The 20,118-nt window shown below is 64.0% G+C and carries 16 protein-coding genes and 2 pseudogenes; 9 read left to right on the forward strand and 9 right to left on the reverse strand.

What is annotated here, in order from left to right; translation table 11 throughout:
* The first annotated feature begins 152 nt into the window (after positions 1–152).
* The 5 genes and pseudogenes from SS05631_RS02150 (at position 153) to SS05631_RS02170 (ending at position 5,526) form a co-directional block, all read left to right on the forward strand.
* Positions 153–1,120, forward strand: a pseudogene (locus SS05631_RS02150) (MBL fold metallo-hydrolase).
* A 190-nt stretch (positions 1,121–1,310) separates the two neighbouring features.
* Positions 1,311–2,813, forward strand: coding sequence for an IMP dehydrogenase (gene guaB / locus SS05631_RS02155; protein WP_037413216.1), 1,503 nt, complete (start codon positions 1,311–1,313; stop codon positions 2,811–2,813).
* 78 nt (positions 2,814–2,891) lie between these two features.
* Positions 2,892–3,308: an MAPEG family protein gene (locus tag SS05631_RS02160; RefSeq protein ID WP_037413206.1), complete on the forward strand. Its 417-nt coding sequence runs from the start codon at positions 2,892–2,894 to the stop codon at positions 3,306–3,308.
* Between the two features lie 196 nt (positions 3,309–3,504).
* Positions 3,505–4,529 (forward strand): annotated as a pseudogene (adhP, locus tag SS05631_RS02165) (alcohol dehydrogenase AdhP).
* 121 nt (positions 4,530–4,650) lie between these two features.
* Positions 4,651–5,526 carry a dienelactone hydrolase family protein gene (locus SS05631_RS02170; RefSeq protein WP_095677913.1) on the forward strand — a complete coding sequence of 292 codons (876 nt, stop codon included), beginning with the start codon at positions 4,651–4,653 and terminating at the stop codon, positions 5,524–5,526.
* A 42-nt stretch (positions 5,527–5,568) separates the two neighbouring features.
* Here SS05631_RS02170 and oxyR read toward each other — a convergent pair whose 3' ends face one another.
* The gene (gene oxyR, locus SS05631_RS02175; RefSeq protein WP_037413220.1) at positions 5,569–6,480 is read right to left on the reverse strand and encodes a hydrogen peroxide-inducible genes activator OxyR; all 912 of its coding nucleotides are present in this window, start codon (positions 6,478–6,480) and stop codon (positions 5,569–5,571) included.
* Positions 6,481–6,546: 66 nt separating this feature from the next.
* On the reverse strand, positions 6,547–7,497 hold the full coding sequence (locus SS05631_RS02180; RefSeq protein WP_037413222.1) for a LysR substrate-binding domain-containing protein: 951 nt from the start codon (positions 7,495–7,497) through the stop codon (positions 6,547–6,549).
* A gap of 207 nt (positions 7,498–7,704) precedes the next feature.
* Here SS05631_RS02180 and SS05631_RS02185 point away from each other — a divergent pair, with 207 nt between their 5' ends.
* Positions 7,705–8,001: a DUF1127 domain-containing protein gene (locus tag SS05631_RS02185; RefSeq protein ID WP_037413223.1), complete on the forward strand. Its 297-nt coding sequence runs from the start codon at positions 7,705–7,707 to the stop codon at positions 7,999–8,001.
* Positions 8,002–8,373: 372 nt separating this feature from the next.
* Here the strand turns inward: SS05631_RS02185 and SS05631_RS02190 are convergent, their stop codons facing one another.
* From SS05631_RS02190 to SS05631_RS02215, 6 genes are all read right to left on the reverse strand, one after another.
* On the reverse strand, positions 8,374–9,192 hold the full coding sequence (locus SS05631_RS02190; protein WP_037413225.1) for a DUF937 domain-containing protein: 819 nt from the start codon (positions 9,190–9,192) through the stop codon (positions 8,374–8,376).
* A gap of 102 nt (positions 9,193–9,294) precedes the next feature.
* Positions 9,295–10,668 (reverse strand): glutamate--cysteine ligase, encoded by a 1,374-nt coding sequence (locus tag SS05631_RS02195; RefSeq protein WP_037413227.1) that lies wholly within the window; start codon positions 10,666–10,668, stop codon positions 9,295–9,297.
* A 146-nt stretch (positions 10,669–10,814) separates the two neighbouring features.
* Positions 10,815–11,552, reverse strand: coding sequence for a 16S rRNA (uracil(1498)-N(3))-methyltransferase (locus SS05631_RS02200; RefSeq protein WP_037413228.1), 738 nt, complete (start codon positions 11,550–11,552; stop codon positions 10,815–10,817).
* A 10-nt stretch (positions 11,553–11,562) separates the two neighbouring features.
* On the reverse strand, positions 11,563–13,071 hold the full coding sequence (locus SS05631_RS02205) for an inorganic phosphate transporter (RefSeq protein ID WP_037413229.1): 1,509 nt from the start codon (positions 13,069–13,071) through the stop codon (positions 11,563–11,565).
* 200 nt (positions 13,072–13,271) lie between these two features.
* Complete coding sequence (locus SS05631_RS02210) at positions 13,272–13,778, reverse strand: NUDIX hydrolase (RefSeq protein ID WP_037413231.1); 507 nt, start codon at positions 13,776–13,778, stop codon at positions 13,272–13,274.
* A gap of 263 nt (positions 13,779–14,041) precedes the next feature.
* Complete coding sequence (locus SS05631_RS02215; RefSeq protein WP_037413232.1) at positions 14,042–14,833, reverse strand: FadR/GntR family transcriptional regulator; 792 nt, start codon at positions 14,831–14,833, stop codon at positions 14,042–14,044.
* Between the two features lie 195 nt (positions 14,834–15,028).
* Between SS05631_RS02215 and SS05631_RS02220 the strand changes: the two genes are divergently transcribed.
* On the forward strand, positions 15,029–16,303 hold the full coding sequence (locus SS05631_RS02220; RefSeq protein ID WP_037413235.1) for a DUF3422 family protein: 1,275 nt from the start codon (positions 15,029–15,031) through the stop codon (positions 16,301–16,303).
* 17 nt (positions 16,304–16,320) lie between these two features.
* Here the strand turns inward: SS05631_RS02220 and SS05631_RS02225 are convergent, their stop codons facing one another.
* Positions 16,321–17,217, reverse strand: a complete 897-nt coding sequence (locus tag SS05631_RS02225; protein ID WP_037413234.1) for a LysR family transcriptional regulator — start codon at positions 17,215–17,217, stop codon at positions 16,321–16,323.
* A 234-nt stretch (positions 17,218–17,451) separates the two neighbouring features.
* On the opposite strand from SS05631_RS02225, the gene SS05631_RS02230 reads away from it, so the two are divergent.
* Both SS05631_RS02230 and glcE read left to right on the forward strand, forming a co-directional pair.
* Positions 17,452–18,891, forward strand: a complete 1,440-nt coding sequence (locus SS05631_RS02230; protein WP_095677914.1) for an FAD-linked oxidase C-terminal domain-containing protein — start codon at positions 17,452–17,454, stop codon at positions 18,889–18,891.
* On the forward strand, positions 18,888–20,099 hold the full coding sequence (gene glcE, locus SS05631_RS02235; RefSeq protein WP_037413238.1) for a glycolate oxidase subunit GlcE: 1,212 nt from the start codon (positions 18,888–18,890) through the stop codon (positions 20,097–20,099). Before SS05631_RS02230 ends, glcE begins: the two co-directional genes overlap by 4 nt.
* Positions 20,100–20,118 lie beyond the last annotated feature (19 nt).

Here is a 20,118-nt window from a genome sequence, read left to right on the forward strand (position 1 = left end):
TCGGCGTCCGGTAGACGGTCCCGATGGCTTTGTCGAGGCAAACCGGCGATTGCAGATCAAATGCCTGTGATCCGGCTGACCTTTTCCGTCAAGGCCGCTACTTCTTGCCTGCTGGCATGCAAGGGCAGCGCCAATCTACAGGAGCGATCATCATCACACAGAGTTTGAAGCGCCGAACCCTGTCGGAGCGGGAGCGGCTGCCTTGGCGGCGCCGGGCCTGTTAAGTGGAATTGCCAATGCTCAGGAAAGTGCAAAGGGTGCCATGACGGATGACGCGGCTTTCAAGGCCTTCAAGCTCGGCACCTTCAAGGTGACGGTGATCAGCGACGGCACGCGCGCCTCGCAAAATCCGCACGAAACCTATGGTACCAATCAGCCGGCGGAGGCGGTATCCGCGCTACTCGAGCAGAATTTCCTGCCGACCTCCGGCTTCATCAACGGCTTCTCGCCGGTGCTGGTCGATACCGGATTGGAGATCGTGCTGTTCGATACGGGGCTCGGCGAAGGCGGCCGGGAGGCAGGGACCGGAAGGCTCGCCGACGGCATCCGGGCCGCAGGCTATACGCCGGAGCAGGTCTCGGTCGTCGTCATGCACGGCGATCACATCGGAGGTCTTGTGGAAGGCGGCAAACCGGCCTTTGCGAATGCCCGCTATGTGACCGGACAGGTGGAGTTCGACTTCTGGAAGGATCAGGCCCGTGTCGGCACGCCCGCCGAAAACGGTCATAAGGCGGTGCTTGCCAAGGTCGTGCCGCTGGCGGAAAGGACCACCTTCGTCGCCGACGGCGCCGAGGTCGTGCCGGGGATCAGCGCCATCGCCGCTTTCGGCCACTCTCCGGGGCACATGATCTACAGGCTCGAATCGGAGGGCAAGGCGCTGATCCTGACCGCGGACACCGCCAACCACTATGTCCTGTCGCTGCAGCGGCCCGATTGGGAAGTCCGCTTCGACATGGACAAGACGGCCGCCGGCGCCACCCGGCGCAAGGTGTTCGATATGATCGCGACCGATCGGCTGCCCTTCATCGGCTATCACATGCCTTTTCCCGCGGTCGGCTTCGTCGAGCGGCGGGACCAGGGCTACCGCTTCGTGCCGGTAACCTACCAGTTCGACATCTGAATCCGGCGCTTTGTTGCTCTGCAACAACAAATATGCGGGGCCCGGGAAATTTCCGGGCCCCGACTATTTCCATTCTGACATATCCGTGTTACGAGCCCTCGCCAACTTCCAAGACAAGCTTTGAAGTCACCCGGTGGACAAGTCGCTGATGGTCCCCGGGGATTTTCGTATATTCGAAGAGGAACTGGCCATGGCGCGCATCATCGAAACGGCAACCGGTCTGGAGGCTTTGACCTTCGACGACGTCCTGCTGCAGCCGGGACATTCCGAGGTGATGCCCGGCCAGACGAATATCGCGACCCGCATAGCCCAGGATATCGATCTCAATCTGCCGATTCTTTCGGCCGCCATGGACACGGTCACCGAGGCGCGACTCGCGATCGCCATGGCCCAGGCCGGCGGCATCGGCGTCATCCACCGCAATCTGACGCCCGCCGAACAGGCCGAAGAGGTCCGCCAGGTCAAGAAGTTCGAAAGCGGCATGGTCGTCAATCCGGTGACGATCGGACCGGACGCGACGCTGGCGGACGCGCTGGGCCTGATGAAGGCGCACGGCATTTCCGGCATTCCGGTCGTAGAGAACGGCGGCAGCGGCGGCCAGAAGCAGGGCCGCCTCGTCGGCATCCTGACCAACCGCGACGTCCGCTTCGCGTCCGATCCGGCGCAGAAGATCTATGAACTGATGACGCGGGAAAACCTCGTCACCGTCAAGGAAAGCGTCGATCAGCAGGAGGCCAAGCGCCTCTTGCACAAGCACCGGATCGAGAAGCTGCTGGTCGTCGATCCGGAAGGCCGCTGCGTCGGCCTGATCACGGTCAAGGACATCGAGAAGTCGCAGTTGAACCCGAACGCCTCCAAGGACTCCCAGGGACGGCTTCGCGCCGCCGCTGCGGTCAGCGTCGGCGACGACGGCTTCGAGCGCGCCGAGCGACTGATTGACGCCGGTGTCGACCTGATCGTCGTCGACACCGCGCACGGCCATTCGCAGCGCGTCCTCGACGCGGTCAGCCGGGTGAAGAACCTGTCGAACTCGGTCCGCATCATGGCCGGTAATGTTGCAACGGCGGACGGCACCAAGGCTCTGATTGACGCCGGCGCCGATGCCGTCAAGGTCGGCATCGGTCCGGGCTCCATCTGCACCACCCGTATCGTTGCCGGCGTCGGCGTGCCGCAGCTCGCCGCGATCATGGCGGCCGTCGAGGCGGCGCAGGCCTCGGGCATCCCGGTGATCGCCGACGGCGGCATCAAATATTCCGGCGACCTCGCCAAGGCGATCGCCGCCGGCGCGTCTGCCGTCATGGTCGGCTCGCTGCTCGCCGGCACCGAGGAAAGCCCCGGCGAGGTCTTCCTCTACCAGGGCCGTTCCTTCAAGGCCTACCGCGGCATGGGTTCGGTCGGCGCCATGGCGCGCGGTTCGGCCGACCGCTATTTCCAGGCGGAAGTCCGCGACACGCTGAAGCTCGTGCCGGAAGGCATCGAGGGCCAGGTGCCCTACAAGGGGCCGGTCGGCGGCGTGCTGCACCAGCTCGCCGGCGGTCTCAAGGCGTCGATGGGCTATGTCGGCGGCGCGACGATCAAGGACTACCAGGAGCGCGCCACCTTCGTGCGCATCTCCGGCGCCGGCCTTCGCGAGAGCCACGCCCATGATGTGACGATCACCCGCGAGAGCCCGAACTATCCGGGCGCCGCTTGATATCTTCCCTGGGACGCCGTCCGGCGTCCCACTTTCTTTCCTCAAGCGTTCCATTCGAGACTTTGAAGCGGAGCACCGATGACGGGGTTCGAGATATTCTGGCCCGTGGTCGCCCATGTCGCGCTGGTCTTCGCGCTCTATGCGCTCCTCTCGACGCGCCGATCTGCGGTTGTGCGCGCCGGCAAGGCGGAGCCATCTGAGTTTCGCGAGAACCGGGGAGAGCCGAGCGAGAGCCTGGTCGTGCGTAACAGCATCGCCAACCAGTTCGAACTGCCGGTGCTCTTCCATGCCTGCTGCGTGCTTCTCTACATCACCGCAGCTGACAATCTTCTGGCGGTGGGCCTTGCCTGGGTGTTCGTCGGATTCCGCTACGCGCACGCGTTCGTTCATGTGACCAGCAACCGGCTCCGCCATCGCGGCCCTCTCTTCCTGGCCGGCTTTGTCATGCTTGCAGCCATGTGGGCCTGGCTCGCCCTCTGGATGGCGATGAACTGACGATCGCCGTCAGTCGGTCCGACTGTCTCAGCTCGGAGACAATCTCCTGCTCGAAACGTCCGGCGCTTGATGAGCGTCAAGGGACCCCGGCCGGCCCTGCCGCTAAGCTTGCATCCGTCAACGCGCTGCTTTGGCGGAGGGTAATGCGGCGCTGGCACAATTTCCATGCCAACATTGAACATCGGAGGAGATCGATATGGCCGGAATGATGAAAGCCGCCGTGGTGTGCGAATTCGGCAATCCGCTTGTGATCGAGGAATTGCCCATACCGCAGCCTGGACCGGGGCAGGTCCTGATCAAATACGAGGCCACGGGCGTGTGCCACACCGACCTGCACGCCGCCAAGGGCGATTGGCCAGTTCGCCCCAATCCGCCCATTATCCCCGGCCATGAGGGTGTCGGCTACGTCGCCAAGTCGGCGCCGGCGTCACGCGGCTGAAGGAGGGCGACCGCGTCGGCGTCCCATGGCTGCACACGGCCTGCGGCTGCTGCACGCCATGCCGAACCGGCTGGGAAACGCTGTGCGGGAGCCAGCAGAACAGCGGCTATACGGTCGACGGTACTTTTGCCCAGTACGGCCTGGCGGATCCGGATTTCGTCGGCAGGCTGCCCGCCAAACTGGAGTTCGGTCCGGCCGCACCGGTGCTTTGCGCCGGTGTGACGGTCTACAAGGGCCTGAAGGAGACGGAGGTGAAACCCGGCGAATGGGTTCTCGTCTCGGGCATCGGCGGCCTCGGCCACATGGCCGTGCAATATGCAAAGGCCATGGGCATGCATGTTGCTGCGGCCGACATCTTCCCGGACAAGGTCGCGCTTGCCGAAAAGCTCGGCGCCGACCTCGTCGTCGATGCACGAGCGGGTGACGCTGTCGAGGAGGTGCAGAAGCGGACCGGCGGTGTCCACGGGGCGCTGGTCACGGCGGTCTCGCCAAAGGCGATGGAGCAGGCCTACCGGATGCTGCGTTCAAAGGGCACCATGGCCCTCGTCGGTCTGCCACCGAGCCAGCTCTGCCTGCCGGTCTTCGACACGGTGCTGAAGCGCATCACGGTGCGCGGCTCGATCGTCGGCACCCGCCAGGATCTTGAGGAAGCCTTGGAATTTGCCGGCGAGGGCAAGGTCGGGGCCCACTTCTCCTGGGACAAGATCGAAAACATCAACGCCATCTTCGAGCGCATGGAAGAAGGCAAGATCGACGGCCGCATCGTTCTCGACCTGAGTTGAGGCATCGATCACAGCAAGTAACGCAGTTTTGACGTGTACCTGCCGCCCGCTGACCTATCCTGTCGGCGGGCGGCGCGGCTATCACTGCGCAGCCTTCGGAAAAACGCCGGAGGAGAGCGTCATGAACAAGCCTGAGATCACCCAGGCAATGATCGATGCCTATGACGAATACACCCATCTGACCCTGGATCGCCGTCGCTTCATGGAGAGGCTGACGGCTCTTGCCGGTTCGGCGGCGGCCGCCGCGGCAATCGCCCCGATGCTGGCCGCCAACAGCGCCAAGGCCGAGGTGGTCGCCGCGACGGACGAGCGGATCAAAGGCGAGGACATCACCTATCCCGGTGCCGATGGCGAGATGAAGGGCTATCTGGTCAAGCCGGCCAGCGCATCCGGAAAACTCCCGGCGGTCATCGTCATCCATGAGAATCGCGGCCTCAACCCACATATCAAGGATGTCGCCCGTCGCGTCGCCCTCGAAGGCTTCGTCGCGCTCGCTCCGGATTTCCTGTCGCCCGACGGCGGCACGCCGAGCGACGAGGACAAGGCGCGCGAAATGATCAGCGCGCTCGACGCCGGTGAGACCAACTCCAACGCGGTGGCGACCGTCGCCTTCCTCAAGGGACATGCGGAAAGCACCGGCAATGTCGGCGCGATCGGCTTCTGCTGGGGCGGCGGCATGGTCAATCGCCTGGCGGTGAACTCGCCTGACCTCAAGGCCGGCGTCGCCTATTACGGCTCCCAGCCGAAGGCCGAGGATGTGGCGAAGATCAAGGCCGCCATGCTTCTCCACTATGCGGGGCTCGACGAGCGCATCAATGCCGGCATCGAGGCTTACCGCAAGGCCCTGACCGAAAACGGCAAGGACGCCACGATCCATGTCTATGAGGGCGTCAACCATGCCTTCAACAACGACACCTCGGCCGCCCGCTACGACAAGGCGGCGGCCGATCTCGCCTGGGGGCGGACGATCGAGTTCCTGAAGACGAAACTCGCTTGATCGCGCCGAGTTCCGGGGTGGGCTGATCGCTGGCCGTTCTCCCTACCCCTCGGTCCCGCTGGATATCGAGCGGGCACAGTCGACGATCGCTTCTGCCAGCGCGTCCATGTCGCGCCGGCGCGGATTGCTGCGGCGCCAGATAAGGCCGATCTCGCGCGCCGGGCCGGGATCGGCGAAGGGTACGATGCGGATCGCGTTGCGTGCCGCCTCGCTCGGTATAGCAATCTCCGGAATGAGCGTCATGCCCATGCCGTTCGCCACCATCTGCAGAAGCGTCGCCATGGAGGTGGCGCCGAAGCTCATCAACTGCCGTTTTCCGGCGGTGTTACAGACGGCCAATGCCTGGTCGCGCAGGCAATGGCCTTCCTCGAGCAGCAGCAGTTGCGAGATATCGACCTGCTCCTCCGTCATCGGCGACATCAGCACGTTGCGGTCGTTGTCCGCCACGGCCATGAAAAACCGGTCCGAAAACAGCGGGCGCGTGGCGATGCCGTCGGCATCGATCGGCAGCGCGGCGACGACAGCGTCGAGGCGGCCGTCACCAAGGTCGGCGACCAGCCTGTCGGTCAGCGACTCCTTGAGCTCGATTTCGATATCCGCATATCGCGCCCGCAGATAGGGAATGAGCTGCGGCACCAGATAGGGCGCCAGCGTCGGGATGACGCCAAGGCGGATGCGCCCTTCGAGCGTTCCCGAATTCGCCCGGGCGCTCTCCTCCAGCCGGTCGACTTCGGCCAGAATCGCCCGGACCCGCACCAGCACGTCCTCGCCCTTGACGGTCAGAAACACGCCGCCGCGGCTTCTCTCCACGAGCTTGACCCCGAGATGCTCTTCCATCTCCATGATCTGCGCCGAAAGGGCCGGCTGGCTGACATGGGCGAGCTCGGCCGCGCGGCCGAAATGGCGGGCCGTGGCGAGCGCATCGAAATAGCGCATCTGGCGAAGCGTCAGCATGATAGGACATGCTTATTGAAAAGCAGCTAGCAGCACAATTGCAGATTATGCAGTTCGTGAGCCCGCTTACCAGCCGGGCAGCATATGGCTCTGCCTCAGGCGCGGATAGCGCGGATAGCCCTTGATGTCGTTGTCGAGGTCGTCATTGACCGCGATCGGCGTGATGTTGTCGAGGCAGGCGGTGATGTGATTGGTGATGGCGTTCGACAGCGAGGGCGAAAGTCCGGGCCGCTTCATGATGCCGATCTGCACCGGCGCGAGAGCCGGGAATCCGTCGGCGAGCGTCAAGACCTTCATGCCGGGACGAAGCGCCGACTCCGGCAGCACCGAGACCGCCATCCCGGCAAGCACCGCGGCAGCGACGACCGTCGACGACCAGCTTGTGAACAGGATCTGATACTCGCGGCCGGTCGCATCGAGCGCGGCACAGGCGGCCTGGCGCCAAACGCAGTCGCGCCGTCCGACAGCAAGCGGGATCGGCGCATTTTCCGGAAGCGGATGGTTGATTGAACTCACCCAGCAGAGCGGCTCGGTTCTCACCACGTCGGAGGGCCGAACCCGCGGATTGTGGGTGACGAGCGCGATGTCGAGGTCGCCCTTTGCCATCTTCTCGGCGAGATCGGCCGAGGGCTCGCAGACTATGTAGAGTTCGACATTCGGGTGGGTCTTCGCAAAGCGGCCGATGATTTCGGGCATGTAGCGGTCGGCATAGTCGTCGGGCGTGCCGATCCTCAGCGTGCCTTCAAGCCTGTTGTCGTCGAAGGAGGCGATCGCCTCGTTGTTGAGGCGGATCATCCGCCGGGCAAAATTCAAGAGCCTGTCGCCTTCGACGGTCAAGCGGTTGCCGCGCCCGTCCTTCATGAACAGCGGCTTGCCGATGCGTTCCTCTAGCCGGCGCATCTGCATCGACACCGCCGATTGGGTCTTGAAGACGCGATCGGCCGCCTTGGTGAAGCTGCCCGTGTCGGCGATGGCGACGAAGGTTTGCAACTGATCGATGTCGAGCGGTGCGGACATGGCCGGTTACCCATAAAATTGTTTGATGAATATCATTAGAAACATTCGTTGGACTGATCAATAAGGATTTGCGATTCATAGCGTGCAAATCACGTCGATCCTCCCGGCGACTTCACCGCCGATCAACCACATCGTTCCCGCCTGCCCCTGCGCGTGACCTCCGCGCAGTGGCATAGGCCTCTTCGTGCCCGAAAAAGGAGTTTTGTCATGCGCACGACCCAACACGCCCTCGATCTCGACCTCGCTGCTGGCAAGCCGTCGCTTGCGTCCCGTTCGGCAACGGTCATCGGCGTGCTGACGGGTGTCTGGCGCCTGTACCAAGACCGCCGCCAGATTGCGCGTCTGCATGATCTCGACGATCGGCAACTGCTCGACATGGGGCTGAAACGCGAAGATCTGCACGAGGCCACGACCTCGTCCTTCTTCGACAGTCCTGGCTGCTTCCTGACGCGCGCGTCGAGAAATCGGGCGAACCTCTTCTACCGGGGTGTCCGCCACGATTGACATTCCCGTGGCGCGTCCGCCCCGCGTCGCGCGTCTGCACAGGCCCGCAACTCTGCAGGATGCGTCATTTGCGGCATGATCCGGCGAAAGCCTGCCGCCATCGCGCGTATCATGCCGCGAAATTCCAGCTACGGTGATGCTGATCATCGATGCGTTCCCCGCAGGGTATGAGCCAATAGACCCTGCCGCTTGCCCGGTACATGCCAAGACATGTACCGGGCTTTTTTTCTGGGGAAAAAGCAAGTTCGGGAAGGCGTTTGCCCCTCATCCGGCCTGCCGGCCACCTTCTCCCCGCGAGCGGGGCGAAGGAGCCTCGTGGCGACGCCAGAGTCCCCTCTCCCCGTCAGAACGGGGGGAGGGTGAGGGGCAAAATCATGCCTCGCCGCCTGAGCGCTTCTGATAGCTCTCGAACAGCGCGTCGATATTCTTTTGATATTCCTTCTGCATCTCAAGTCCGCTGTCGAACATGCTGTTCATCATCTGCGAGAACTGAGCAAAAGCAGGGTTTTCCTGGGGTGGCTTTTCGGCCGCCGCGCTGCTGCCGCGCAACATGTCCTGATAGGCCTTGAAGAAGGGATTGTCGGCGAAAAAATCGGGTGTTTTTGGCTTCTCTTGCGTCTTGCCGACGCCAAAGAAGCCTTGCATCGCCTGAGTGAAGGGATTGTCGAACGGGTTTGGCTGAGGCTCGGGCTTCCTGGCGAGGCCGGTCGCCTCCATCCATTGCCGCATCAGCGTCATCATCGGATTGTTGGCGAGCGCTTCGTTCACCTGGCTGGTGGTCTCCTTGAAAAGGCCGCCCATCAGTGTGCTCGCCATCACCGGCAGCATCTGCTTGTAGACTTCCTGGCCGATGCCGGTGATTTGCGCCGCCTGAGCGGCGATCGCCCTCGACATCTCCTTCGAGCCGAACAGCTGGCCGAGGATGTCGTTGCCGGCCGCCACTCCTTCCGGCGTGAAGGCCTGCCGCATGTCCTCGAAATACTTGACATAATTGCCGGTCGAAAGGGCCGTCAGCAGCGCTCCGAAATCATAGGGATTGGCGGTGTTGCGCTTGAAGCCCGTGGAGAAGGCCGGCAACAGTGCCGCCGTCGCCTTGGTCATCTGCTCCTGGGCCAGACCAAACTGCTTCGCCATCAGCTCGATCGCCTGGCCGTTCTGCGCCTGTGCGAACATGTCAAAAAGCGGTGCCATGGCGGTTCCTTCCCGGGCGAGCGACGCATGTCATTGCACTATAACGGGAATCCAGGGTCTGGAAACCGCTTTTTGTCTAGGGACGGGGACGCGCTTCGCCCCTCAGTACTGGTATTCCGTGAAGACGGGATCCACGGAACGGTTCCAGCGGCCGTTATAGAGGGCCAGCAGGTCCTCGGCGAGCGTCGCCTTCTTCGCCAGGACCTCGTCGAGCGGCTCCAGGAAATGGCTCTCGTCGATGCCGTCGCCGTTCAGACGGTTGCGCCGCTTCAGCCCCGCGCGCGAAATCGTCAGCACCTCGCGGGCGATGTCGAAGAGCGACGCCGTTCTGAACCTCGCGGCCAGCCCCTCGGCGGGAACCGCATCCCTCAGCGCCTGAACCTCGTCGTAAGTCCAGTCGCTTGTAAGTGCCTCGGCGTCCGCCAATGCCTGGTCGTCATAGAGCAGGCCGACCCAGAAGGCGGGGAGCGCGCAAATCCGTCGCCAAGGTCCGCCGTCGGCGCCGCGCATCTCGAGGAATCGCTTCAGCCGGACGTCGGGGAAAAGGGTCGAAAGATGGTTGGTCCAGTCGCCCATATTCGGCTGCCACTCGGCGATCTCATCCTTCAGAGCCCCGTTCATGAACTGGCGGAAGGTGACATGCGTACAGTCATGATAATGGCCGTCGCGCACGACGAAATACATCGGCACGTCGAGCGCCCATTCGACGTAATCGACAAAGCCGAAGTCCGCCTTGAAGGCGGATGGCAGCAGGCCGGCCCGCCGGTTGTCGGTGTCGCGCCAGATGTCGCCGCGCCACGAAAGCAGCCCGTTCGGCTTGCCGTCGGTGAAAGGCGAGCTGGCAAAGAGCGCCGTGGCGAGCGATTGCAGCTTCATCGATACGTGCATCTTGCGCCGCATGTCCTCCTCGGAGGAGAAGTCGAGATTCACCTGGATCGTGCAGGTGCGGTACATCATGTCGAGGCCCTTGGTACCGACCTTCGGCATGTAGCGCGTCATGATCGCGTAGCGCGATTTCGGCATTCGCGGCGTCTCTTCGAAGGTCCATTTCGGGCTGCCGCCGATGCCGAGGAAGCGGATGCCGAGCGGTTCGGCGATTTCGCGAAGCACGGCGAGGTGCTGGTTCGATTCCTTGCAGGTCTGATGCAGGTTCTCGAGCGGCGCACCGGAAAGCTCGAACTGGCCGCCCGGCTCCAGCGAGATTGCGCCGTTGCCGCCGTGGTCGGCAAGTCCGATGATGTTGCCTTCGTCGAGGATCGGCTCCCAGCCGTTCCTTTGAGCCATGCCCTTCAGAAGCGCCTCGATGCTCGCCTCGCCGAAATAGGGCACGGGGCTGTTGTCTGCCTTGAAGAAGGCGAATTTCTCGTGCTCCGTTCCGATCCGGAACTTCTCCTTCGGCTTCGATCCGGACGCGAGGTAGGCGGTCAGGTCGGCGACGGAGGTGACCGGCGTCTGGTCGGTGGTGTCTCGGGCCATATTCGTCTTCTTCGTATGTGCGGGATCCCGCCGGCAGCAGGACTGGATGGAGGGTGCTTGAACCGTAATCAAGTGCGGTGCAAGTCAATTTCTTTCAAGATGCCGTCAAAAAAACTCCGTGCCGGTGCCGGTGCCGATCGAGGGCTTCATCGCCAGTCGCCGAGCGTTGCCTGAATGATCGCGAGCGCGGCCACGGCTGCCGTATCGGCTCGCAGGATGCGCGGGCCAAGCGGGATGGCGGTGACGTAGTCGAGGCTGCGCAGCAGCACCCGCTCGGCTTCCGAGAAGCCGCCTTCCGGACCGATCAGCAGGGCGAGGCGGCGCTCGCTGATCTTATCGAGGACCGGCAGCGGGTTCTGGCTCTCATTGCCCTCGTCGCAAAAGATGATGCGCCGCTCGCGCGGCCAGTCCGCCAAAAGCTCTTCGAGCCTTCGCGGCGGCTCCACCGAAGGAATGCCGAGAACGCCGCATTGCTCCGCGGCTTCGATTACATTGGCGCGCAGGCGGTCGAGATTGCCGAGCTTGCCTTGCACATGCTGGGTCATCACCGGCTGCAGCACGCCGGCGCCCATCTCGACGGCCTTCTGGACCAGATAGTCGAGCCGCCCCACTTTGAGCGGGGCAAACAGATAGACGAGGTCTGCGGGCGCAGGCTGCGGACGTGTCTGCTCGCTTGCCGTCAGAACGAGGTGTTTGCGGGACGGCAGGGACAATTCCGCACGCCATTCGCCGTCCCGTCCGTTGAACACCAGGACCGACGAGCCCTCGCCGAACCGCAGCACGTTGACGAGATAGTTGAACTGCTCCTTCGTGGCCTCGTGTCTGGCCCCCGTGTGGAGCGGGCTTTCGACGAACAGTCGCTGCATGCGGAAATTGGCGCGCATTCTGTTGCCCTTACAAAAACAGGCCGGCGAGGAGGCGGTAGACGAGTGCCGAAAGGAGCGCCGAGGCCGGAAGGGTGATTACCCAGGCGGCCACAATCGTCAGGAAATAGGAACGGCGCACCAGCCGGCGGCGGCGCACCTCGGCGAAATTCGTTTCGATCGCCTCGCCCATGAAGTCGGATTGGCCGGTCCTCCGCCGGATATATTCCAGCCGGCGCTGCGAATGGCGTATGTACCATTCGCGGAAGAAGCCGACGCCGAAAACGGCGCCGACCGCTGTGTGCGTGGAACTGATCGGCAGACCCAGCGCCGATGCCAGGAGGACGGTGACCGCCGTCGCCAGCGCCACGCAGAAGGCGCGCATCGGATTGAGGCGGGTGATTTCCTCGCCGACGACGCGGATCAGGATCGGGCCGTAGAGCAGCAGGCCCAGAGCGATGCCGAAGGCGCCTATCAGCAGCACCCAAAAGGGCGCCTCCGACCGGGCGGCCGATATCGTGCCGTTGACGGCCGAGACGATCGCCGACAGCGGTCCGATGGCGTTCGACACGTCATTGGCGCCGTGGGCGAAGGAGAGCAGCGCGGCGGAGAAAACGAGCGGCAGGCGGAACAGCTTGCGAAGCGATTGGTTGCGGTTGTCGAGCCCCACGGACTGGCGATGAATCCACGGCCTGCACAGCCCGAAACAGGTCATGCCGGCGAGGGTGCCGATGAGGAGGGCGGTCCAGAGAGAAATCACCTGCAGATGGACGAACCCGAAGATCGCCACATAGGCCGTGAAAGAACCTGCCGTGACGCCGAGCACGATCGGCATCCAGTACCGCGCCGCCTCGATCTTGTCGTCGCGGTAGATGACGAATTCCTTGAGGAACGCCAGGAAGAGGGCGGCGATCGCGCCGCCGAGCAGGGGAGAGATCGACCAACTCGCGGTGATCCCGGCGATCGCCCACCATTTCACGCTCGCCAGGCCCTCTGCCGCGAGGCCCGCGCCGATGATGCCGCCGGCGATCGAGTGAGTGGTCGAGACCGGGGCGCGCGCATAGGTGGCGATGTTGATCCAGACGGCCGAAGACAGCAGCGCCGCCATCATCACCCAGACGAGCGTGTCAGGGCTGACCAGCCTGGCGCCGTCGATAATGCCGGCTTCAATGGTCAGCGTCACTTTCCGCCCGGCGATCAGGGCTCCGGCAATTTCGAAGACGGCGGCGATGGCAAGTGCCGTCGCCATCGTCATCGCCTTTGCGCCGACCGCGGCTCCGACATTGTTGGTGACGTCGTTGGCGCCGATGTTCATGGCCATGTAGGCGGCGATCGCGGCCCCCGCCACGACAATGGCCAGCCCTGACGCACCGGTGAAATAGCTGGCTGCGAATACCATGCTGAGGATCAGGAAGAGCAGGCCGAGACCCGGGGCGGCAAGCCTGCGCATCACATGCTGCGATGCCTCCTCGGCACGGCTGACCTTGTCGAGATCCTTATCGATCGTCAGCTTCTCGAGGTGCAGGCGCGGCTTGGCCACAAATGTTTCTCCCTTGTCACATTCGCCAGTAGCGGTGCGCGGCGGCATATTCAAGCGGTGTTTGAAAGGGGCGGCGAAGCTAGGGCGCACCAAGCGGCTTTGGGCTGTCGCCCAAAAGAGTGCAGCGATTTTGGGATAACGGCACGCACAAGATCAGCGGGCTGAGCGCGGCGCATGCATGCTTTTGAAGGCGACGCGCTTTAGGCTTCGGGTGCTGCGGGCTCCGGGGGCTGGGCGGCGGCCATGCGCTTGCCGAAGCCGAGGATGAGTTCCTTCAGCGAGGCTTCGGCGACGCGCCTGGCCGCCTCCTCACAATCGACCCACTCGAGCTTCCGCTCGCCTTTCTCGGGAAAATTCTTGCACAGACTGTCGACTTCGAGGGCGTGCACCTGGACCTTGCAGGGAATCTTCAGGCCGTGGTCCATGCGTTTCTGATAGACGTAGGAGCCGATGGCGGCCTTCTGCACCTTCCCCTTCACGCCCGCCTCTTCATAGGCCTCGCGCTCAGCGACTTCGTGCGCCCACTTTCCCTGCATCGGCCATCCCTTGGGAATGATCCATCGGCCCGTGTCGCGGCTGGTGAGCAGGAGAATTTCCGGGCTCTTCGTCTTCCTGCGAATGCGGTAGCACAGCGCGGCATATTGCATGCGCGCCGGTCGGCGCAGCATCAAGTGCACATCAGATGCCAGCCGGTGCAAGAGGTTCAAGGGGCTCGATACTCCTGTCGAATCAGGTTGAAATAACCATTCAAATTATGGCGCCCCTGCATTGCGTGTAAATGACGTCAGCGGATCAATAACGGATAAGAAGCGTTGCGGTTCCGTGAGCGGGGCAGCGTCGTGGATACATATAATGATTGCGCGCATCGCCTGCCAGAAAGCGACATTCCCGGTCGTATTCAATTAACTCGGTTCAAGAACTTCGGGGCGTGGACCTGGCGACAAGCAATACCCGCCAAGTGACGTTTCCCTTAGGAACCGGCGCGGTCGCGCTGCTTGAGGCGCAGTCGCGCGATGCGGGCCCACTCGCCGCTGCGCTCCGCATCGCGGGCGGCGGCGGCGACGAAGTCGATATGGCTTTGCGCGGCCACCTTGGCGGCCTCGGGGTCGTGCGCCATGATGGCGGCATAGATCGCCTCGTGCTGGGCAAGCAGCCGGTCGCGCGCGCCCGGTGCGTTAAAGACCGAGCTGCGATGGAAGAAGATGCCCTGGGTCAGGAGCCGGTAGCAGGCCCTCAGCGTGTGTAGCAGGATGATGTTGTGGGCGCTTTCGCCGATGGCGTTGTGCAGCTCGACATCGGCTTCGAGCTCGTCGTCGAAATTGCCGCTCGCATGCGCCGCGCGCATCCGCTCGATGATGCGGGTGAGAAGGTCCCGGTCGAAATCCGTGGCGCGCGTCGCGGCGAGTTCCGCCGTCAGGCCCTCGAGCTCGCGCCGGTATTCGAGGTAATCCTGCGTCGCCTTGTGGTGACGGCCGATGAGCTCGATCAGCGGTTTCGAGAAGATCTGGCCGACGACATCGGCGACGAAGGTTCCACCTCCGTGGCGGCTCTCGAGCAATCCGCGGCCTTCCAGCTCCTTGAGCGCCTCGCGCAGGATCGGCCGAGACACGTCGAGCCTTTTTGCGAGCTCCCGCTCGCCCGGCAGCCGGTCCCCGTCGCGCAGCACGCCTTCCAGGATCAGAAGCTCGATCTGCTGGACGACCTCGTCCGCGGTTCGGCTGTGGTTGATACGCGCATAGAGCTCGCTCTGGTCTTCGGTCACCGCAAATCTCCCGGAGACGGAATGCTCTCCCGCCTGGCGCGGCAATCTAGCAGGACCCATCGAGTGGTCAAATCGATTGTCAACTCGCTCGGCCGCGGCTGATAAAAGTCAAACTGCGTCAATGCGTCCTGTTCTTTTTGCTCCCCCGGTTGATAAGTAAAAGGTGATGAACGCGTGAGGGGGATGAAGCGCTTCATGGCGAAGGCAAGTTTTGGATTTCCAGCGGCGGCCTTGCGCGCCCAGGTGCTCGGCGAAGTTCATTCTCGACCCTATGCGCTGGTGACGACGCCACGCGTCATCTTTCAGCTGGCCTTCATCACCGAAGGCGGCTCCGTCGTCGATCACGCCGTGCTCTCGGAACTGTCGCGCTCTCGCGGCATCGCGCCGCCCGGCCGCGATGCAAACCACCACGCCATGCCCTGGGGGCAGGGGACATTGCGCTGGGAGCGCCACACCGAGTTCTCGACTTATTTCTGGGACGCGCCGGCGCCGGAGCGCTTCGGCGGCGAGGTGGCGATCCATCCTTTCGGCGACGGCTTCTCTCCGCCGGGCCTGCTGATTTCCGGCATCCGGCTGGAGATCCGACCGGATACGCCGGAAGCCCGCGAGGCGATCCAGGCCTTCGACCCGACGAGCCTCTGTTACAGCGAGACAAAGAACGGTCAGGCGGTGCTGCTCACCGACTTCCGGCAGAACGGCGACGGGCTCACCCAGATCCTCATCCTCGACCGGGGTTTGACCGAGGCGGGCACGGGGGCCCTCATCCAGCGCCTGCTCGACATTGAGACCTACCGCACGCTGGCCATGCTCGGGCTGCCGCTGGCGCAATCGCTGTCGCCGGAAATCCGCCGGACCGAGGATGGCCTGACCGCCGTCACCCAACGGATGAAGGAGAATGTCCGTGAGGAAGCGGACGAAATGCTGGCGGAAATCACCCGGCTTGCCGCCGACCTCGAAGCCGGCGCAGCGCTCAGCCTCTATCGCTTTGGCGCGAGCCGCGCCTATTACGGCATTGTTCAGGAACGCATCCGGACGCTCTCCGAAATGCCGGTGCCCGGCTACGAGACGATAGGCACCTTCCTCGAGCGCCGGCTGGCGCCAGCGATGCGCACCTGCCAGTCGGTCGAGGAGCGTCAGGCGAACCTGTCGCGCAAGCTCGCCCGTGCGACGGCGTTGCTCAGAAGCTGGATCGATGTCGAACTCGAACGGCAGAACAGCGCGCTGCTCAATTCGATGGACCGGCGGGCGAAATTGCAGCTGCGCCTCCAGCAGACCGTCGAAGGCCTCTCCGTCGCTGCGATCTCCTATTACGTCGTCGGGCTGTTCGGCTATCTCGCCAAGGCCGTTAGCCACGCGATCCCGGTCGATCCGGGCGTGCTGACGGGCCTTGCGGTGCCCTTCGCGGTTCTCGGCGTCTGGTTGATCGTCCGCCGGATCCGCCGCCATCACGAGGAGAGTGCGCACAAGTGACGGCGCCCTGTCGGATTTTACTGCTCCCAGTAGGGAACGGGGCCATAGAGGGCGGCGAGGAAGTCGACGAAGAGCCGAACCTTGGCGGGCAGAAATTGGCGGCTCGGATAGACGGCCGACAGCGTCAGCCTTTGCGACCCTTCCCATTCCGGCAGCACCTGCACCAGGCGCCCGTTGCGCAACTCCGCGCTGACGTCCCAGGTGGAGCGGAGCGCAATCCCCGCTCCGGCGATCACTGCGGCACGGATGATCTCCGACGAATTGGTGACAAGCGGCCCTTCCGGACGGTAGGCGAGGGAACCGCCCGGGCCCTCCAGCTTCCAGCTCTCATTGTTATGGGCCGGCAGGCAGATGTGCTCGGCGAGATCGCCGATCTCCTTGGGTGCGCCGTGCCGAGCGATGTAGTCCGGGGCCGCGCAGAGCAGCCGCCGGACCGGTGCGAGCTTGCGGGCGACGAGGCTCGAATCGTTGAGTTCACCGATCCGGATGGCGAGGTCGAAGCCGTCGGCGACGATGTCGCTGAACTCGTCGCTGAGCACGATATGGAGCTTGAGGTCGGGATGGTCCTTCATGAACCCGGTCAGGTGCGGCGCGATATGCATGCGTCCGAACGAAGTGGGCGCCGTGATGCGCAAAGTTCCCTGAGCCTGCGACGAGCGCCCCGAAGCATAGGCTTCCGCCTCCTCGATCCCGGCGAGGACGCCGAGGACGCGGTCATAGAAGCCCTGTCCTGCTTCGGTCAGTGAGACCTGTCGCGTCGTGCGCTGCAAGAGGCGCGTGCCGAGCCTCTCCTCGAGCCGCTTGACGCGCTTGGAGATCACCGCCGCGGAGAGGCCGAGCGCGCGGGCGGCCGCCGACATGCTGCCGGTTGAAACCACCCGCGCGAAGACTTCGAGATCCCCAAGATTCGTCATGAATTCCGGCCGTTTTCTCCAAGAACGAAAAGATGATTAGCAGTTGCCAAATGCCGGTCATAGTGCATTCCGCTTTCACAAACTGGACAAGATGCTCTAAGATTCAGAGCACAAACGTGATCGATTCTAAGAGGTTGGGACACGGGAGCGACGAGAAGCGACCGTGCTTTCCCAGCCTCCACTTTGGTGGTAAAGAAAATTTACCACTTTGTTGCGCGTTGGCTGGAGGAGTTCATGCCGGAAACGATCGGGTTCCTGAAGCCCAGGCAGGCCGTCCTCGATCGCCGCGGCGAGATCATCGCCGACCTCGCCGACCTGTTGCCCGACGGCTGCCTGATCAGCGACGAGCGTGGCCTGAAACCCTTCGAGACGGATGCGTTTCTTGCCTATCGCCGCCTGCCGCTGGCCGTCGTCCTGCCGGAGACGACGGAGCAGGTCGCCGCCGTCCTCAAATATTGCAGCCGCTATGGCATTCCGGTCGTGCCGCGCGGTGCCGGCACCTCGCTTTCCGGCGGCGCCATCCCGCAGGAGGACGCCATCGTCGTCGGTCTGTCGAAGATGTCGCGCATTCTCGATGTCGACCTGTTCAACCGCACGGCGACGGTGCAGGCGGGCGTCACCAACCTCAACATTTCCGAGGCGGTGGGTGCCGACGGCTTCTTCTATGCGCCCGATCCGAGCTCGCAGCTCGCCTGCACGATCGGCGGCAATATCGGCATGAATTCCGGCGGCGCCCATTGCCTGAAATATGGCGTGACCACCAATAACCTGCTCGGCGTCAAGATGGTGCTCTTCGACGGCACGGTGATCGACCTCGGCGGCAAGGCGCTCGACGCGCCAGGTTATGATCTGCTCGGCCTTGTCTGCGGCTCCGAGGGCCAGCTCGGCATCGTCACCGAGGCGACGGTCCGGTTGATCGCCAAGCCCGAGGGTGCGCGGCCCGTGCTCTTCGGCTTCTCCGCGTCGGAGGCGGCCGGCTCCTGCGTCGCCGACATCATCGGGTCGGGTGTCATTCCGGTCGCGATCGAGTTCATGGACAAGCCGGCGATCGAGATCTGCGAGGCTTTCGCCCATGCCGGCTATCCGCTCGACGTCGAGGCGCTGCTGATCGTCGAGGTCGAGGGGTCCGAGGCGGAGATGGAGGCGATGCTCCAGGGCATCATCGAGATCGCCCGGCGTCACGGTGTCGTGACGATCAAGGAATCGCAGTCGGCGCTCGAGGCGGCGCTGATCTGGAAGGGCCGAAAATCCGCCTTCGGTGCCACCGGCCGGGTCGCGGACTATATCTGTATGGACGGCACGGTTCCGCTGAGCCAGCTGTCGCATGTGTTGCGCAGGACCGGCGAGATCGTCGCCAGCTACGGGCTGCGTGTCGCCAATGTCTTCCATGCCGGCGACGGCAACATGCATCCGTTGATCCTCTACAACATCAACGATCCGGCGGATGCGGCCCGCGCCGAGGCGGCTGGCAACGACATCCTGAAGCTCTGCGTCGACGCGGGTGGCTGCCTGACGGGCGAGCATGGGGTGGGGATCGAAAAGCGCGACCTGATGCGCCATCAGTACAACAAGGCCGATCTCGATCAGCAGATGGCGGTGCGCGCCGCCTTCGATCCGCAATGGCTCCTCAATCCCTCGAAGGTATTTCCGCTCGAAGGACGGCCTCAGGCATGATCGTCCATTTCGAACCGGCAAGCGAAGAGGGGATCGCCTCCGTGGTGCGCTCCGCAGCGGCCGAACGCGTCACGCTTGCCATTGTCGGCGGCGGCACGCGATCCGGGCTCGGCAATCCTGTCCGTGCCGACCGGACGCTTTCGACGCGACGTCTCTCCGGTATCGTCACTTACAATCCGGCGGAGATGACCATGAGCGCGCTCGCCGGGACGCCGCTTGCCGAAGTGGAGGCGGCGCTCGCAGCCAAGGGCCAGATGCTGTCTTTCGAACCAATGGACCATCGCGGCATTCTCGGAACGACGGGCGAGCCGACGATCGGCGGCACCTTCGCCGCCAACGTCTCCGGTCCCCGCCGCTATGTCGCCGGGGCTGCCCGCGACAGCCTGCTGGGCGTGCGTTTCGTCAACGGCCGCGGCGAGCTGATCAAGGCCGGCGGCCGCGTGATGAAGAACGTCACCGGGCTCGATCTCGTCAAGCTGATGGCGGGCTCCTGCGGAACGCTCGGAATTCTGACGGAGGTCACCTTCAAGGTACTGCCGGTGCCGCCGGCGGCCGCAACCGTCGTCGTCGAGGGTCTCAACGATGCGGAGGCAGCCGCCGTCATGGCCGAGGCGATGGCACAGCCGGTGGAGGTGTCGGGCGCGGCGCATCTGCCCGAAAGCGTGCGGGGCCGCTTTATCGATGGTGCACTGCCGGAGGGAGCGGCTACCGTCCTAAGGCTCGAAGGTCTGGCGGCGTCTGTGGAGATGCGTGCCGAGAAGCTCGTCGCGGCGCTGTCGCGCTTCGGCTCGGCCTCGACGCTGGACGCCGGGCAGACGAAGGCACTTTGGGCAGAGATCCGCGACGTGAAGCCCTATGCCGGCGGCACGGCCAGACCGCTGTGGCGTGTCTCGGTCGCCCCATCGGCGGGGCACCAGCTCGTTGCCGCGCTGCGTCTCCAAACAGGCGTCGATGCATTCTACGATTGGCAGGGCGGCCTAGTCTGGCTGCGCATGGAGGCGGAAGCCGAGGCCGAACTCGTGCGCCGCTACGTGCACGCGCTAGGCGGGGGCCATGCGACGCTCGTCCGAGCCGACGGCGAAGCTCGCGCCCGGATACCCGCCTTCGAGCCGCAGGCTCCCGCGGTGGCCCAACTTGCAGAACGCGTGCGCGCATCGTTCGATCCGGCGCGGATCTTCAATCCGGGACGGCTGGCGGCTGTCGCCTGATCGCAGGCGGGCTGTTGCA

Source organism: Sinorhizobium sp. CCBAU 05631 (genome assembly GCF_002288505.1).
In the GTDB taxonomy this organism is placed as follows: Bacteria; Pseudomonadota; Alphaproteobacteria; order Rhizobiales; family Rhizobiaceae; genus Sinorhizobium; species Sinorhizobium fredii_C.